Below are 14,393 nucleotides of genomic sequence, written 5' to 3'. Positions count from 1 at the left end.
AGCGAAGACTGCGCAAGGGGGATCCTCGGCTTCAGTTCGAATCGCCAAGCGCTTCGGCAAGTTCCAGCGTGATCACGGGCTCGCCGGCCTCGCGCAACGCCCGACAGATTGGACAGTCGTCGTCGGGCAGGCTTCGAGACCCACCCGACAGGTCCACCACGATCTGCACGCCCTCACCGATGGGCCACGTCGCGGTCTTGGTCAGATACCGCGCCCGGGCACGCTTGCGCCTCAGCTGCTTCTTCAGGGACATGCTCGAGCTTCGGCAACTTGCTCGAGCGAGTTGCGCGTCTCGTCGTGGCCATGGAGGCCGCGACCGCGCAGGCGGCCCTTCATGTGGCGCTCGACCGAGCGGCGAGCGAGCGCGCACGGCAGCCATCCGGTCCCTCTTCCCTCCCGGCCCCGAGCCGGGGCGCTTGCGCGCCGGCCTGGCTCACTCCAGCGGGTTCGTCCACCTGAGTCCGGGAAACCGCGCGAACTCCCGGTCGTTCGAGAAGACCTCGCCTCCGCTCTCGATGGCGTGCGCGGCGATCTGCACGTCGCTCGTCAAGTTGGCGGCGCTGCCGAGCTTCTCCAGGAAGCCGAAGGCGATCTCGAGGTGCCGCGGGCCCGGAGTCAAGAACGTGACATGCGGGCGCTCGAGCCACTCTCTCACCCGCCCGAGCGCGTCGTCGATGGACAGCGGGGAGACGAAGACGCGCCGATTGGTGGAGATTCGCACGAAACCGAACAGGCTCACGGGAGGGATCCCGACCTGGCGATCCCCGTTCATCACGTCCTCCCACCAGCGCCGCGCCGCGGCGTGGGCCGGAGTGGCGTCGAGCTCGGCGTAGAGCAGGAGGTTGATGTCGACGATGATCACTTCGGCCCTCGCCCCGCGCGCGGGCGGGCCGACATGCTGGCCACTGCCCCTTCGTCCTCGAGCTCGTCTGCCAGGGCGTTGAAGGCCGCGTGATCGATCCCAGCGCGCAGCTTCGTCACGTGCGGACGTACGCGATAGCGCTTGCTGCGGGGCGCGCGCGCGGCCGGCGCAAGGCCACGGCGAATCGCCTCGTTGACCACGTGCTTGAACGGCTTGCGGGTGCGGTGCGCCTCCTCTTCGAGCATGATCGCGACGTCAGGATCGAGCGTCAAGGTGGTCCGCATGAGAGCATCATGATGCCTTACCCCTGAGGGGTCAAGGCTCGCGCTGGGCTCCCCGCCGGTACCCTCGCGACACTCCCCGCCCCCGCCTGCCCCACGCCCCACCCCGCGCTGCCGCTGCCCGCTGCCCGCTGCACCCGCGCACCTCGGGCTCAGAGTGCACGAGGAGTCGCAGTCACCCCGCCCGCTCCACCAGCCGCACCAGCGTGCCGATGATCCGGTCGAACCTGGCGCGCATCTCCTGGGCGAGCGGCGCGGTGTACCCGAACGCCTCCGCGAGCTCCAAGCACGCCAGCATCTCCCGCGCCGACCCCAGCGCGACGTGATACTTCGCCGCCCGATTGCGCCCGCGGGAGTACATCCCCTCTGCCAGGTTCTGGCCGACGCTGGCGGAGCAACGCCGGAGCTGGCGCCCGAGGTCGCGGTCCTTGCGATCGATGACCGCCATCACTGGCCGAAGCTGGCGGATGACATCGAGGACGACAGGATAGATGCGCAGCATTCGCTCTTCTCTCTTTCTGCTCGTGAGAGCGAATGCGCCCCGCCGCCGCGCGCAGACCGGGTCCAGGCTGCGAGCGAGCGCGAGCGAGCGAGCACCGCGGCGTCAGCCGCGGCCGCGGCCTGGACGCGGTCGAGCACGGCGGGACAATCGAAGAGCGAGCGAGCAACTCCCTCCTGTCCGCTCCCCGCCCCCGCCTGCCCCACGCCCCACCCCACGCTGCCGCTGCCCGCTGCCCGCTGCACCCGCGCACCTCTGGTTCATCGCGCGCATGCGCGAGCCCCGCGACGCTCCTCGCCGGAAATCGCGGGCCGAGCGCCGCGCCTCGCCGCTCAGCGCGCCTGGTTCAGTGGTGCGAGGATCTTCAGCCGCACTTGGCGGCGTAGTCCGCGCAGCAGTCGCCGAAGCCGGTGCACGACGAGTCGCAGTAGCAGGACGGCGAGCTACCCGGCGCCGGAGTGGACTGCCCGCAGTGGCCCTCGCAGGTCGGGCCGCTCGCGGCGCCGCCAGTGCCGCCACCGCTCGAGCCGCCGGAGCCGGAGCTGCCGCCCGCGCCGCCGGTGCCACCACCGCCGCTGCCGGCCGCGCCGCCGCTGCCGGCGACCCCGCCGGTGCCGCCGCCGCCGGTGCCGCCGGTGCCGCCAGTGCCACCGGTGCCGCCGGTGCCGGTGCAGAGCGAGCCTTGCGGCGAGAAGCAGTTGTCCGTCACGCCGCTGGCGCCGAAGGTCGAGTCACCGACGCGGTTGCGCACCGCGAGCAGGAGGTCGCGCCAGGTGACGTTGTAGTTGTGGTCGAGCGCCCAGGCGATCTTGGCGAACACCGGACCGGCGATGTCGTTGGCGTCGGCGGTCACCTCGACCGTGCTGGAGACCAGATCGAGCTTGGACCAGCTCTTCTTGCCCGCGAGGATCGGGCGCACGTAGTACTCGTAGCCGAGGCAGCCGCCGTACAGGTAGATCTGGTAGAAGTCGGGGTAGTTCGGCTTGGACCAGAAATCGCTGGCGCCCAGCATGCTGTGGCCGTCGTAGACCACGATCTCGTGCTCGCCGATGGCCTTCTGGAAGTTGCCGAAGTGCGCGTAGTCGGAGAGCCCGGCGAAGTCCGTGGGCGCGTACAGGTCGATCTCGAAGTCGACCTCGCCGATGTGCTTGGAGAAGCGGCGCCCGACGGGCGCGGGCGTGATCTCCTTGTAGCCGCCCTGCTTCAGCCAGCCCGCCATGGTCTTCATGTTGCGGACGCCGGTCTCCGAGTCGTCGATGGGGCCGTCGCCGATCTGGCCGAACAGCACCACCGCGGTGACCTTGCCGTCGGCGACGAGCTGGTCGAACTCCGGGTAGGTCTTCTGCGGCTCCGCAAACATCTTCGACACGGTCAGCTCGAGCTGCTGCGTCGGCAGGGTGCAGCCGGACTTCTCGGGGTTCCAGAGGTACCAGTACACGGACTGGCTGAGCGGCATGTGGCTGTCGTAGTTGGCGCACTTGTCACCCGCGTCGCTCATCACGGTGTTCGGGTTGAGCGGCACCTTGGCCTCGAACACGGTGCCCTCCTGGACGCCGTTCTTGGCGCTGTTGAGCAGCACTGCGTTGACGCCGCGCATACGGAAGCGCTTCAGCTTGCTCTTGTCGACGCTGGCGGCCTGCGCGCCGGTGATCCAGCTGCCGTCCACCAGCCACTCGACGCGATCCTTCGACGTCACGTCCTCCGCCAGGGACTCCAGGTAGAACTCCTTGCGCTCGCGCAGGTAGGTGGTCGCGAACTGCGCGACCAGGACCGGCGCCTTGAGCAGCTGGTAGTCGGATGCGGTGACGTCCGCCTCGATGTCCACCTCGACCTCGATGCCGTCGGGGTTCAAGTAGGCGGTGTCCGCCTTGCCCGACGGGGTCTGGTCCTCGAGGAACGGGTTCGACCCCTCGCTCCCCCCGCCGGGGCCTCCGTCGCTCGAGGAGCAGGCCAGGAGCAGGGCGGGGATGGCGGCGAAAGAGGCGAAACGGCGATACGACATGGTGGGTCTCCCGTTCGTGCAGGTAGGATATATAACTACCATCAACTACACCCCGCCCGCAAGCCTCAATTTTCCCAGGGTTTTACAGCCGACCCGCGACCTCGCGGAGCACCTCGGCCGCCCGGTCGTCGACCAGATCGCCGTGGCCGGGGATCAGCCGCCGGACCTCCGGGGTGGCCAGCCGCTCCAGGTGGGTCCTGAGGGCCGGCTTGTCCTTCACCACCAGGAGGCGCCCGATCAGGGTGACCTTGGGGCCGCCGGTCGAGCCCAGGAGCCCCATCACGAAACCGGTGAACCCGGGCAGGCTCGCCACGTTGAACAACACGTCGTTGAAGATCAGCGTCAGGCCGTCCTTCGAGCGCACGCTGAGCACGCCCTCGGCGTCGCGCACGCCGTCGAGGTGCTCGAAGCGCACCGCGTCGTCCGCCGGTACTTCGGCGTAGCTCAGGTCCACGGGCACGACCTCCTCGACCTTCTTCTTGGCGCCGGCTGGGCAGACGACCTTCGCGTCCGGGTAGCGGCGCTTGAAGTTGGCGGCGTCGAGCCGGTGGTAGCCGTTCGGCACCACCAGGAGCTCGGGCTTGCCCCACGCCTCGAGCTTCGCCATCTCCGCCTCCTCGAGCGCGACGGGGTTGTGGACGACCAGGCCGCCGCTGCCGAGCTTCACGAGCGTCATGCGGCGCTTCAGCGGCATGTTCGGGATGTCGCCCACGACCGAGCGCAGATTCTCCGCGTGCTCGGCGACGGGCTCATGCGGCAGCGGGCTCCAGGTGTCGAAGGCTTTGGCCATGGCGGTCTCCTGTGGTTCTCAGAGCTTCGCGAAGAAGGGCGCGAGCGCCTCGCGTAACGTGGGCGCGCCGCGGTCGGCGTAGGCGTAGGTGACGCGCACCGTGGGCTGGCGGATCGGGAGCAGGCGCCGCAGGTCCACCGGGGTCGCGATCACGACCACGTCGCAGTCGCAGCGATCGATGCTCGCGCCGAGCTCCGTCACCTGAGCGTCGCCGTAGCCCATCGCCGGCAAGACGGCGTCGAGGTGCGGGTACTTGGCGAAGGTCTCGGCCAGCGTGCCGACGGCGGAGGGCCGCGGGTCCACCGCCGTGGCGCCGCCGTCCCGCGCGGCGACCCAGCCCGCGCCGTAGGCCATGCCGCCATGGGTGGTGGTGGGGCCGTCCTCGATCACGAGGGCGCGCGCGCCGGAGAGCAGCTCGGGGCGATCGACCTCGATGGCGAGATCGCCCTCCACCAGGCGCGCGGCGGGGTTCGTGGCGCGGGCCGACTCGCGCACCACCGCGACGTCTGCCGGCTTCGCCGTCCCGACCTTGGAGAGCACGAGCACGTCGGCGCGCCGCAGGTTGGTCTCGCCGGGGTAATAGCGCGCCTCGTCGCCGGGGCGGTGCGGATCGCAGAGCACGATCTCGCAGTCCGACACGTAGAACGGGAAATCGTTGTTCCCGCCGTCCCAGAGCACGACGTCGGCCTCCTGCTCGGCGGCGCGCAGGATCTTCTCGTAGTCCACGCCGGCGTAGACGACGTGTCCCTGGCGGAGGTGCGGCTCGTACTCCTCCATCTCTTCGATCGTGCACTTGTGTGCGCCGAGATCGTCCAACGTGGTAAAGCGTTGTACCGCCTGCGCGGCGAGGTCCCCGTAGGGCATGGGGTGGCGCACGATGGCGAGCGACTTCCCTGCATCGCGCACCAGGCCGGCGACGTGGCGCGTGGTGGGGCTCTTGCCGACGCCGGTGCGCACGGCGCACACGCTGATGACGGGCTTCGAAGAGCGCAGCATGGTGGTGCGCGGCCCCAGCAGGCGGAAGCCCGCGCCGGCCGACTGCGCGCGGGCCCCGAGGTGCATCACCGTCGCGTGCGAGACGTCGCTGTACGAGAACACGACCTCGTCCACCTGGTGCTCTTCGATCAGCGCCTCGAGCTCGGCCTCCGGGAAGATGGGGATGCCGTCGGGGTAGTGCGGCCCCGCCAGGCTCGCCGGGTACCGCCGCCCTTCGATGTTGGGGATCTGCGTGGCGGTGAAGGCGACCACCTCGACGCTCGGGTCGGAGCGAAACGCCACGTTGAAGTCGTGGAAGTCGCGTCCCGCGGCTCCCAGGATCAGGATCCTCTTCCGCTCGGGCATGGCGCCGACTCTGGCAGAAATCAGCCGGCGACTGAAGCCTGGGCGCGCCTTTTGCGCAGCGCCGCCGACAGATCGCTCGAGAGCGCCACCCCCACCACGATCACTGCGCCGGCGACGAAGGTGCGCAGCGTGGGCGCGTGCCGCAGCCAGAGCCAGGCGGCCAAGGTCGCGATGACGGGCTGCACGTAGACGTAGACCGCGACCACGCTGCTCTCCACCCGGCGCAGCGCGTAGGCGTTCAGGAGATAGGTCGCGAGAGTGGCTCCCAGCAGGATGAAGCCGAGGGAGGCGTGGATCGAGGGCGGCAGCGCTGCCCAGCTCACCCGGGTCATCGCCGGCAGCGTGAGCGGGGCCGCCTCGAGCGCGCCGAACAGGAACACCCAGGACATGGTGCGGAGCGAGCCGAGGCGGGCCAGGACCGGGCGGGCCAGGACGATGTAGATGGAGTAGGCGCTGACGTTGCAGAGGAGCATCAGGTTGCCGATCGTGGCGCGATCGCCGAGATCGAAGCGCTCCACCCGGAGCAAGAGCGCCGCGCCCGCGAAGGAGAGCGCCACGCCCCCGAGGCGCGCGACGCCGGGTCGCTCGATGCCCGCCAGGGTCGTGATGACCAGCGTGAGCGCGGGCATGAGCAGGATGGACAGCGACGCGTTGATGGGACCGGCGCGGAGCAAGCCCTCGGCGAAGAGCAGCTGGTTCACGCTGATCCCGAGTGCGCCCAGCAGCGCGAGCCGCCCGAGATCCGGCAGGCTGGGCGGCTTCTGCCAGGGCAGACCCGCCCAGAGCGCGAGCAGCGGCGCGCCCAGCATCAAGCGAAAGCCGATCAGCGCCGCCGGGCTCATGTGGTGCATCACCGCGCTGCCGGCGACCGGCCAGAGGCCGAACAGGATCTGAACCAGCAGAAGCGCGAGGTGAACGCGGAGCAAGCGGCGCGAGCGTAGCCCGCACCCGCGTTCCGTGCGAGAACCGAGCGGCATGCGCTCCGTGGCTCTGGCCCTCGCGCTCTCGGCTTGCGCGCCCGAGCCGGCGCCCGTGGTACCGGAGCCGCCGCCAGTCGAGCCCAGCGCCGCGGTCGTGGAGAGCGCCGACGCGAGCGCGCCCGAGGTGAGCACCCCCGAAGTCGTGGCGAGCGCGGATGCCGCTCCCTCACCCGCCGTTCGCCCCGCCGACTACCCCGAGGACGTGCCCTTCGTGCGCGGCGCGCGGGTGAGCTCGCGCTCCGCCGAGGGGCCCATCGTACGGCTCGAGATCGCCAAGGACGGCCGCGACACGGCGCAGGTGTACGCCGAGCTGCTGTCGGCGGCGCGCGAGCAGGGCTTCCGCGTCGTGACCGAGCACGCCGCCGAGCAGACGCTGGCCTTCGAGCGCGGCGGCAAGAGGAGCTGGCTCCGATTGCTCCATGGCTACTCCCGCGCCGCCTACGCGAGCTTTCACCGCGCGGGCGCCGCGCCGAGAAAGCTCGCCGGGGCGTGCGTGCCCATCCCAGAGAAGCAGCTCGAGTACACCGTGGACGCCTCCGGCATCGATCAGCAGGGCGAGTCCTTCGGCGACTCGAGGCGCTGGCTCATCCGCACCGCCCACCTGGCGGACGTGGACGACGACGGCGAGCCCGACGCCTTCGTCCCCGTCACGGGCGGCAAGTGCCCCTGGGATGTGCGCTACGCCGTGTACGCGCTGCGCGGCAAGTGCGGGCACAGGCTCGGCGAGGTGGGCCCGGGACAGCTCGGCGAGCGGACGCACGAAGAGCCGGTGGGGCCGTCGGGCTTTCGCGCCCTGCTCCTCGACTCCGACTCCGCGAGCTACGGCGCCCGGGGCGTCCCGGAGTCCGTGCGCCGCACCCTGGAGTTCCGCTTCGATGGCGGCACGTACCGGAAGGTGAAGGACGAGACCCAGCGCGGCAAGTGCCACCACTGCGCGGTGACGCGCTGCAGCCGGACGAAGCCCTGATGCGGGTCAAGTCCCCGCGCCCCAGCAGCGAGCCGCGGCAGGCGCGGATCCGACTCCTGGTGGACGCCGACCACTACGCCGAGCTGGTGCAGAAGGAGCTGCCGAGCGCCGAGGTCGCGCTGTGGATCGCCACGGCGAACTTGAAGGAGCTGCGCGTGGAGGCGCCCGTCGGCACGCGCGCGCGGGCGCGCGGGCGCTACGTCTCGGTGCTGGAGACGCTGGAGTCGCTGGCGAATCGCGGCGTGGACGTGCGGATCCTGCACGGCCGAGCGCCGTCGCGTGCCTTCGCCGCCGAGCTCGCGAGCCGGCGCGAGCTCGCGGACAAGGGTCTGCTCCGCGAGTGCCCGCGCGTGCACATGAAGCTGATCGCGGTGGACGGCCGCTCGCTCTACCTGGGCAGCGCCAACTTCACCGGCGCCGGCATCGGCGCCCGGGGCGAGTCACGGCGCAACTTCGAGATCGGCATCCTGACCGACGACGAGCACCTGCTCGACGTGCTGCAAGCCCGCTTCGACGCCATCTGGTCCGGCATGGAGTGCTCGGGCTGCGGCCTGCGCCGCGAGTGTCCGAAGCCCATCGACACGCTCGCGCGCAAGAAGCGCTAAGCTCGGCGGGATGAAGCGGGTGGCGACGATCGTGCTCGGGCTCGGCCTGGCGAGCTGCTCGGGCGATGACTCCGGGGGCGGGAGCGGCGGCGCTGCGAGCGGCGGCAGCGCAGGCAGCGGCGGCAGCGCAAGCGGCGGCGGCGCAGGCAACGGCGGCGCGAACGGCGGCAGCGCGGGCGCCGCAGGCAGCAGCGGCGCGAGCGGAGCGGCCGGGAGCGGCGGGAGCGAGCCGTGGGTCGATCCCCTCGCTGGCATCGGCGCAGTCGAGAAGGTTGCCGGCGGCTTCAGCTTCACCGAGGGACCGGTGTGGTTCGCCGCGACCGGCAAGCTCTACTTCACCGACATCCCGGCCTCTCGCATCCACGAGCTGACGCCGCCGAGCAGCGTGAGCATCTTCCGGGAGCCGAGCGGTCAGGCCAACGGCCTGGGCGTGGACGCGGCCGGTCTGCTCGTGACGTGCGAGCACCAGGGCCGGCGCGTCAGCCGCACCGAGAGCGGCGGCAGCGTCACGGCCGTGGCGGCCACGTACCAGGGCAAAGCGCTCAACTCGCCGAACGACGTGATCGCGAAGAAGGACGGCACGCTCTACTTCACCGATCCGCCCTATGGCGGCAACCCGAACGAGCTGGGCTTCCAGGGCGTGTTCCGCGTGGATCCGAGCGGCACGCTGCACCTGGTCAGCGACGACATGTTCCGGCCGAACGGCATCGCGCTCTCGCCGGACGAGAAGATCTTGTACGTGACGGACTCCGAGCAGAGCTTCCTGCGCCGCTACGACGTCGGCAGCGACGGCGTGCCTTCCGGCGCCAAGAAATTCGTGGACACCTCCCCCACCCCCGACGGCATGGCGGTGAACCAGCAGGGAGATCTGTTCGTGAGCACTCAGGCCGGCGTCGAGGTCTACAAGGCCGACGGTACGAAGCTCGGCGTGATCCCCGTGGCGGAGCAGCCGTCGAACTGCACCTTCGGCGGCGCGGACGGCAAGACGCTGTACGTGACCGCGCGAAAATCCCTGTATCGAGTCGCGCTCGGCGTCCCGGGTTTGCCCTGAGCCGCGGTCGCGGCACACTCCCGCTCATGCGCTCTTGGGTGTTCGTCGCGGCTCTGCTCTCGGTGTCGTATTTCGCTGAAGGCTCCGCCCGTGCGTGCGGAGCCGTGGTCACGGACGAGAAATCCGTCGTCGTCCAGGCGCAGCAGCGCGTGCTGATCTCGCTGCGTGCCGACGGCTCGAGCAAGATCGTGGTCCAGCTCGGCATCCCGGAGGCCAGCGCGCCCTTCGGTGCGATCACGCCGGTGGGCGGCCAGCCGACCCTGGATCCTGAGCCGGTGGACGCGGAGGAGCTCGACGGGCTCGAGCGGACCACGCGCCCCACGGTCCGGGCAGAGAGCGCGGCCTCCGACTCCGGCGGCTGCGGCTGCGGATCGGCCGACGCAGCAGGTGACGGCAAGGGCCTGGGTAACGGCGGCGTGAACGTGATCCAGATCGTGGACATCGGCCCGGTCACGGCGGCGGCGCTCGCGGCGGACACGACCGCGGCGCTCACCCAGTGGCTCGGCGACAACGGCTTCGTGGTGCCGGCGGCGGACCAGCCGGTGATCGACTCCTACGTGGGCCCGAACAAGTTCTTCATCGCCTTCAAGCGGAGCAGCCAGGCGGCCGCCGGTCCGAGCAGCGTGGGCGTGAGCTTCTCGGTGCCCGGCGATCAGCGCGGCTACCCCTTGCGCATCTCTCGCGTGGGTGCCGGCTCGCGGCTCGGGATCCAGGTGTTCGTGGCCGCGCCCGAGGTCATCTCGCCGACCGGCTCGGCGCCCGCCGGCAACTTCCAGACGCTCACGCTGGCCGACTTCTCGGCCCAGGCCCTGTACGACGACTACACCGGCACGCTGTTTTCCGGTATCGCCCAGAAGGGCGGCAAGGCCTTCGTGGTGGAGGGCGTCTTCGCAGCGAACAGCGGCTGGCGCGGCCAGCTCGGGCCGAAGCTCATCGCCATCACGGAGTCCGGCCAGGTGCTGTCGCGCCTGGCCACCGTGGTCGCGCCGGCGCAGCTGACCGAGGACGTCTCGTTCACCGGCAACGCGCCGAAGGACGTTCCGAGGGACGTGATGGCGCTCTGGCTGCCGCTCGGCGGTCCGGGGCGTGGCGAGCAGCACCGGGATCTGTACCTGGCGGTGTGCGGCCTCGGTCTCGTCGCTTGGAGCTTGCGCCGCAGCCTCCGGCCGGCGACGGCTCCAAGCTGATCAGTCGTCGCAGGTGCCGTCGCTCTTGCAGGGCTTCCCGCCGCAGTCCGACGAGCTCAGGCACTCGACGCAGTAGCCGACCGAGAGCTTGCAGCGCGGGTCGCCGGCCTCGGTGCAGTTGGCGTCGGAGGTGCACTTCTTGGTGCACTTCCAATCCGCGCCGCAGGTTTCGCCCGACGGGCAGTGCGACTCCTGCAAGCACTCGCGGCAGGTCTGCTGGTTCTGGCAATGAGGCTTGCTGCTGGAGCAGTTCGCGTCCGTGAGGCAGTCGACGCAGGTCAGGGTGCTCGGCTTGCAGATCTTGGGGCTGACGCAGGCCGGGCTGCAGGTGGCGCCGCCGGTGCCGCCGCCGCCCGAGGTCGTGCCACCACCGCCGGAGGTCGCGCCACCGCCGCCAGAGGTCGTGCCACCTCCACCCGAGGTCGTGCCACCGCCGCCGGAGGTCGCGCCGCCGCCACCCGAGGTCGTGCCGCCGCCACCCGAGGTCGTGCCACCTCCACCCGAGGTCGTGCCGCCGCCGCCCGAGCTGCCGCCGCCGCCCGAGGTCGTGCCACCGCCCCCCGAGGGCGCGCCAGCGCCGCCCGAGCTGCCACCGCTCCCCGAGCTCCCGCCGGCGCCCGAGCTGCCGCCACCGGTCCCACCGCCGCCGGACGCTTCGTACTGATCGAGATCCTTGGCGCTACAGGCGGCCACGAGCGCAGCGACCAGGGCGAGTCCGAGACGCGAAGTCATCGGCATAGGGTCGCGCACCGGCTGGCCCCGCGCAACTTCAGGCGCCCTCGAGCCGCTTCTTCAGGCTGCCGTCCTCGAGGGCCGCGAGGGTCAAATCCTCGCCGCCGAGGAGCGTGCCTTTGACGAACACTTGCGGGAACGTGGGCCAGCCGCTCCAGAGCTTGATGGCGAGCCGCCGGCGCCACTCCGACAGGTAGCTCCCGTACTCGAGGTAGCGGTACTCGACGCCTGCCCGATCGAGGGCCTGACGCACCTTCCTGACGTGGGGGTTCTGGGCCATGCCCACCACCACCACCGGCGAGTCCTCGATGGCGCGTTCCACCTCGCGGACGACCTCCGGGTGGAAGGACGCGATCTTGTCCTGGGCGGGTCCCGAGATCCTGCTTTCGTCGAGCACGTTTCGCATGGTCACACGCTGGTGGGGTCGATTTTGTCGGCGTCCACGCCGAGCTCGGCGATGGCGCGGGCCACGGTCTTGGCGTCGAGCACGCCCTCGAGGCGCAGCGCGTCGAGCGCCGCGATGGCGATGTTCTCGGCGTCCACCTCGAAGTGACGGCGCAGCGCCTCGCGGGTGTCGCTCATGCCGAAGCCGTCGGTGCCGAGCGGCACGAAGCGCCTGGGCACGAAACGCGCGATCTGATCGGGCACGGCCTTCATCGAGTCGCTGGCCGCGATGATCGGACCCTCGGTTCCGCTGAGCGCGCGGGTCAGGTAAGGCAGCTTCGCGGGCGCCTCCGGGTGCAGGCGAGCGAAGCGCTCGCAGTCGAGAGCGTCACGCCGGAGCTCGACGTAGCTGGTGACGCTCCACACATCCGCGGATACGTCGTAGCGCGCGAGGATTTCCCGGGCGCGCAGCACCTGCATCAGGATCGAGCCGGAGCCGAAGAGCTGCACGTGCGCGCGCTGCTTCGTCGCTGTGGTCGAGACGGGGTAGAGCCCGCGCAGGATGCCTTCCTTCGCGCCCTCCGGCATGGCCGGCATGGCGTAGTTCTCGTTCTGGAGCGTGATGTAATAGAAGACGTTCTCTTCTTCGCCGACCATGCGCCTGAGTCCATCTTCGATGATCACCGCCAGCTCGTAGGCGAAGGCGACGTCGTAACAGACGCAGCAGGGGATCGTGCTCATCAAGAGGTGGGTGTGCCCGTCTTGGTGCTGGAGCCCCTCGCCGTTCAGCGTGGTCCGCCCGGCGGTGGCGCCCAGCACGAAGCCGCGCGCCATGCTGTCACCGCCGGCCCAGAACAGGTCGCCAGTGCGCTGGAACCCGAACATCGAGTAGAAGATGTAGAACGGGATCATCGGCTGGCCGAAATTCGAGTAAGCCGTGCCCGCGGCGATGAAGCTGGCGGTGGAGCCGGCTTCGGTGATGCCTTCTTCCAGCACCTGGCCGTCCTTGCTCTCGCGGTAGTAGAGCAACTTGCCCTTGTCGACGGGCTCGTAGAGCTGGCCCTGCGACGAGTAGATGCCCACCTGGCTGAAGAGCGCGTCCATGCCGAAGGTGCGCGCCTCGTCCGGCACGATGGGAACGACGCGGCGACCCAGACGCTTGTCGCGCAGGAGCTTGGACAACATGCGCGCGAACGCCATGGTGGTGCTGGCCTCGCCCTCGCCGGTGCCCTGCTTGAACTCGTCGAACATCTCGCTGTCCGGCAGCTCCACCTTCACCTGGGCCATGCCGCGGCGCTTGGGGATGGAGCCCCCCAGGGCGCGCCGCCGCTCGAGCAGGTACTCGACCTCCGGGCTGTTCTTGCCCGGGTGGTAGAACGGCGCGTCGTCGAGCTTGTCGTCCGGCACCGGCAGGTGGAGCACGTCGCGGAACTTCTTGAGCTCGCCCTTCTCCAGCTTCTTCTTCTGGTGGGTGACGTTCGAGCCCTCGAAGCTCTCCCCCAGGGTCCAGCCCTTCACCGTGTGCGCCAGGATCACCGTGGGCCGGCCTTTGTTGTCCATGGCGCGTTTGTAGGCGGCGTAGAGCTTGCGGTAGCTGTGCCCGCCGCGCCGGAGGTGCTCGATCTGCTGGTCGGTGAGGTGCGCGACCATCTCGAGCAGTCGCGGATCGGTGCCGAAGAAGTCGCGGCGCGTGTAGTCACCGGTGGCGGTGGTGTACTTCTGCCACTGCCCGTCCACGACCTCGTTCATGCGCCGCCGGAGCACGCCTTCGTGATCCTTGGCCAGGAGCTCGTCCCACTCCGGCCCCCAGATGACCTTCACCACGTGCCAGCCGGCGCCGCGGAACACCGCCTCCAGCTCCTGGATGATCTTGCCGTTGCCGCGCACCGGCCCGTCCAGGCGCTGAAGGTTGCAGTTCACGACGAACACCAGGTTGTCGAGGCCCTCGCGCGCGGCGATGCTCAAGCTGCCGAGCGCCTCCGGCTCGTCCGTCTCGCCGTCGCCGAGGAAGGCCCAGATGCGTGACTTGCTGGTGTCGGTGATGCCACGGTTCGTGAGGTAGCGCGCGAAGCGCGCCTGGTAGATGGCCGTGAGCGGGCCCAGGCCCATGCTCACCGTGGGGAACTCCCAGAAGCCCGGCATCAGCCGCGGGTGCGGGTAGCTCGAGAGCCCCTGCCCGCGCTCGGCCTCGCGCCGGAAGTGCTCCATGGTCTCGATGGACAGGCGCCCCTCCAGGAACGCGCGCGCGTAGATCCCGGGCGCCGCGTGGCCCTGGTAGTAGATCAAATCGCCGGCGCTGCCCTCCTCGTCCTTGCCGCGGAAGAAGTGGTTGAAGCCGATCTCGTACAGGCTGGCGCTCGAGGCGTAAGTCGAGAGGTGGCCGCCGATGCCGGGGTACTTCACGTTGGCGCGGTGCACCATCGCCACGGCGTTCCAGCGCACGATGCGCCGGATGCGCTTCTCCATCATCTCGTCGCCGGGAAACGCCGGCTCTTCGTCGGTGCTGATGGTGTTGACGTAGTCGGTGGAGAGCGGCCCCGGCGGCAGGATGCGGAAGCGCCGCGCGTTCTCCAGCACGCGCTTCAGCAGATACTGGGCACGCTCGCGCCCGCGGCTCTGGATCACCGCCTCCATGCTCTCGATCCACTCGCGGGTCTCGTCCGGATCCTTGTCGGACGCCTCGGGGGTGAAGCTCGTCGATTTGGGGAATTC

The 14,393-nt window shown here is 70.3% G+C and carries 15 protein-coding genes and 1 pseudogene; 5 read left to right on the top strand and 11 right to left on the bottom strand.

The annotated features are described in order from the left end of the window. Positions 1 to 31: 31 nt before the first annotated feature. The 8 genes from HS104_07965 to HS104_07930 form a co-directional block, all read right to left on the bottom strand. The gene (locus tag HS104_07965; protein ID MBE7479904.1) at positions 32 to 253 is read right to left on the bottom strand and encodes a hypothetical protein; all 222 of its coding nucleotides are present in this window, start codon (positions 251 to 253) and stop codon (positions 32 to 34) included. Between the two features lie 180 nt (positions 254 to 433). Beyond that, positions 434 to 862: a type II toxin-antitoxin system VapC family toxin gene (locus HS104_07960; GenBank protein MBE7479903.1), complete on the bottom strand. Its 429-nt coding sequence runs from the start codon at positions 860 to 862 to the stop codon at positions 434 to 436. After that, positions 859 to 1,146 carry an antitoxin gene (locus tag HS104_07955; protein MBE7479902.1) on the bottom strand — a complete coding sequence of 96 codons (288 nt, stop codon included), beginning with the start codon at positions 1,144 to 1,146 and terminating at the stop codon, positions 859 to 861. The genes HS104_07960 and HS104_07955 overlap by 4 nt, the downstream gene beginning before the upstream one ends. Before the next feature lie 172 nt (positions 1,147 to 1,318). Then, entirely contained in the window at positions 1,319 to 1,645 is a 327-nt protein-coding gene (locus tag HS104_07950) for a four helix bundle protein (protein MBE7479901.1), read from the bottom strand. 361 nt (positions 1,646 to 2,006) lie between these two features. Then, the gene (locus HS104_07945) at positions 2,007 to 3,644 is read right to left on the bottom strand and encodes a hypothetical protein (GenBank protein MBE7479900.1); all 1,638 of its coding nucleotides are present in this window, start codon (positions 3,642 to 3,644) and stop codon (positions 2,007 to 2,009) included. An 82-nt stretch (positions 3,645 to 3,726) separates the two neighbouring features. Further along, complete coding sequence (locus HS104_07940; protein ID MBE7479899.1) at positions 3,727 to 4,434, bottom strand: hypothetical protein; 708 nt, start codon at positions 4,432 to 4,434, stop codon at positions 3,727 to 3,729. Between the two features lie 18 nt (positions 4,435 to 4,452). Next, positions 4,453 to 5,775 carry a GTPase gene (locus HS104_07935; protein ID MBE7479898.1) on the bottom strand — a complete coding sequence of 441 codons (1,323 nt, stop codon included), beginning with the start codon at positions 5,773 to 5,775 and terminating at the stop codon, positions 4,453 to 4,455. 20 nt (positions 5,776 to 5,795) lie between these two features. Next, the gene (locus HS104_07930; GenBank protein MBE7479897.1) at positions 5,796 to 6,701 is read right to left on the bottom strand and encodes a DMT family transporter; all 906 of its coding nucleotides are present in this window, start codon (positions 6,699 to 6,701) and stop codon (positions 5,796 to 5,798) included. 49 nt (positions 6,702 to 6,750) lie between these two features. Between HS104_07930 and HS104_07925 the strand changes: the two genes are divergently transcribed. The 4 genes from HS104_07925 (at position 6,751) to HS104_07910 (ending at position 10,565) form a co-directional block, all read left to right on the top strand. Then, entirely contained in the window at positions 6,751 to 7,722 is a 972-nt protein-coding gene (locus HS104_07925; protein ID MBE7479896.1) for a hypothetical protein, read from the top strand. After that, a complete protein-coding gene (locus tag HS104_07920) occupies positions 7,722 to 8,327 on the top strand; it encodes a phospholipase (GenBank protein MBE7479895.1) in 606 nt (201 codons plus the stop codon). The genes HS104_07925 and HS104_07920 overlap by 1 nt, the downstream gene beginning before the upstream one ends. A 253-nt stretch (positions 8,328 to 8,580) precedes the next feature. Next, positions 8,581 to 9,378 (top strand): SMP-30/gluconolactonase/LRE family protein, encoded by a 798-nt coding sequence (locus HS104_07915; protein MBE7479894.1) that lies wholly within the window; start codon positions 8,581 to 8,583, stop codon positions 9,376 to 9,378. A gap of 26 nt (positions 9,379 to 9,404) precedes the next feature. Further along, positions 9,405 to 10,565, top strand: a complete 1,161-nt coding sequence (locus HS104_07910; protein MBE7479893.1) for a DUF2330 domain-containing protein — start codon at positions 9,405 to 9,407, stop codon at positions 10,563 to 10,565. Here HS104_07910 and HS104_07905 read toward each other — a convergent pair whose 3' ends face one another. Next, positions 10,566 to 10,763, bottom strand: a complete 198-nt coding sequence (locus HS104_07905; GenBank protein ID MBE7479892.1) for a hypothetical protein — start codon at positions 10,761 to 10,763, stop codon at positions 10,566 to 10,568. A 208-nt stretch (positions 10,764 to 10,971) separates the two neighbouring features. On the opposite strand from HS104_07905, the pseudogene HS104_07900 reads away from it, so the two are divergent. Continuing rightward, positions 10,972 to 11,142 (top strand): annotated as a pseudogene (locus tag HS104_07900) (isocitrate dehydrogenase (NADP(+))). 192 nt (positions 11,143 to 11,334) lie between these two features. Here the strand turns inward: HS104_07900 and HS104_07895 are convergent. Together HS104_07895 and aceE are read right to left on the bottom strand one after the other, a co-directional pair. Further along, positions 11,335 to 11,703, bottom strand: coding sequence for a glutaredoxin (locus HS104_07895; protein MBE7479891.1), 369 nt, complete (start codon positions 11,701 to 11,703; stop codon positions 11,335 to 11,337). 2 nt (positions 11,704 to 11,705) lie between these two features. Further along, complete coding sequence (gene aceE, locus HS104_07890; GenBank protein MBE7479890.1) at positions 11,706 to 14,315, bottom strand: pyruvate dehydrogenase (acetyl-transferring), homodimeric type; 2,610 nt, start codon at positions 14,313 to 14,315, stop codon at positions 11,706 to 11,708. Between the last annotated feature and the right edge of the window lie 78 nt (positions 14,316 to 14,393).

Source organism: Polyangiaceae bacterium, assembly GCA_015075635.1.
In the GTDB taxonomy this organism is placed as follows: Bacteria; Myxococcota_A; Polyangia; order Polyangiales; family Polyangiaceae; genus JADJKB01.
Note: the sequence above shows the minus strand (reverse complement) of the source record. Positions and strands in the feature narration are given on the sequence as shown.

What these genes read in the sequence shown, in the direction of transcription:
- HS104_07965 (MBE7479904.1), bottom strand. Translation starts at nt 253, where the DNA reads ATGTCCCTGAAGAAGCAGCTGAGGCGCAAGCGTGCCCGGGCGCGGTAT.
- HS104_07955 (MBE7479902.1), bottom strand. Translation starts at nt 1,146, where the DNA reads ATGCGGACCACCTTGACGCTCGATCCTGACGTCGCGATCATGCTCGAA.
- HS104_07950 (MBE7479901.1), bottom strand. Translation starts at nt 1,645, where the DNA reads ATGCTGCGCATCTATCCTGTCGTCCTCGATGTCATCCGCCAGCTTCGG.
- HS104_07945 (MBE7479900.1), bottom strand. Translation starts at nt 3,644, where the DNA reads ATGTCGTATCGCCGTTTCGCCTCTTTCGCCGCCATCCCCGCCCTGCTC.
- HS104_07940 (MBE7479899.1), bottom strand. Translation starts at nt 4,434, where the DNA reads ATGGCCAAAGCCTTCGACACCTGGAGCCCGCTGCCGCATGAGCCCGTC.
- HS104_07935 (MBE7479898.1), bottom strand. Translation starts at nt 5,775, where the DNA reads ATGCCCGAGCGGAAGAGGATCCTGATCCTGGGAGCCGCGGGACGCGAC.
- HS104_07925 (MBE7479896.1), top strand. Translation starts at nt 6,751, where the DNA reads ATGCGCTCCGTGGCTCTGGCCCTCGCGCTCTCGGCTTGCGCGCCCGAG.
- HS104_07920 (MBE7479895.1), top strand. Translation starts at nt 7,722, where the DNA reads ATGCGGGTCAAGTCCCCGCGCCCCAGCAGCGAGCCGCGGCAGGCGCGG.
- HS104_07910 (MBE7479893.1), top strand. Translation starts at nt 9,405, where the DNA reads ATGCGCTCTTGGGTGTTCGTCGCGGCTCTGCTCTCGGTGTCGTATTTC.
- HS104_07895 (MBE7479891.1), bottom strand. Translation starts at nt 11,703, where the DNA reads ATGCGAAACGTGCTCGACGAAAGCAGGATCTCGGGACCCGCCCAGGAC.
- aceE (MBE7479890.1), bottom strand. Translation starts at nt 14,315, where the DNA reads ATGGAGGCGGTGATCCAGAGCCGCGGGCGCGAGCGTGCCCAGTATCTG.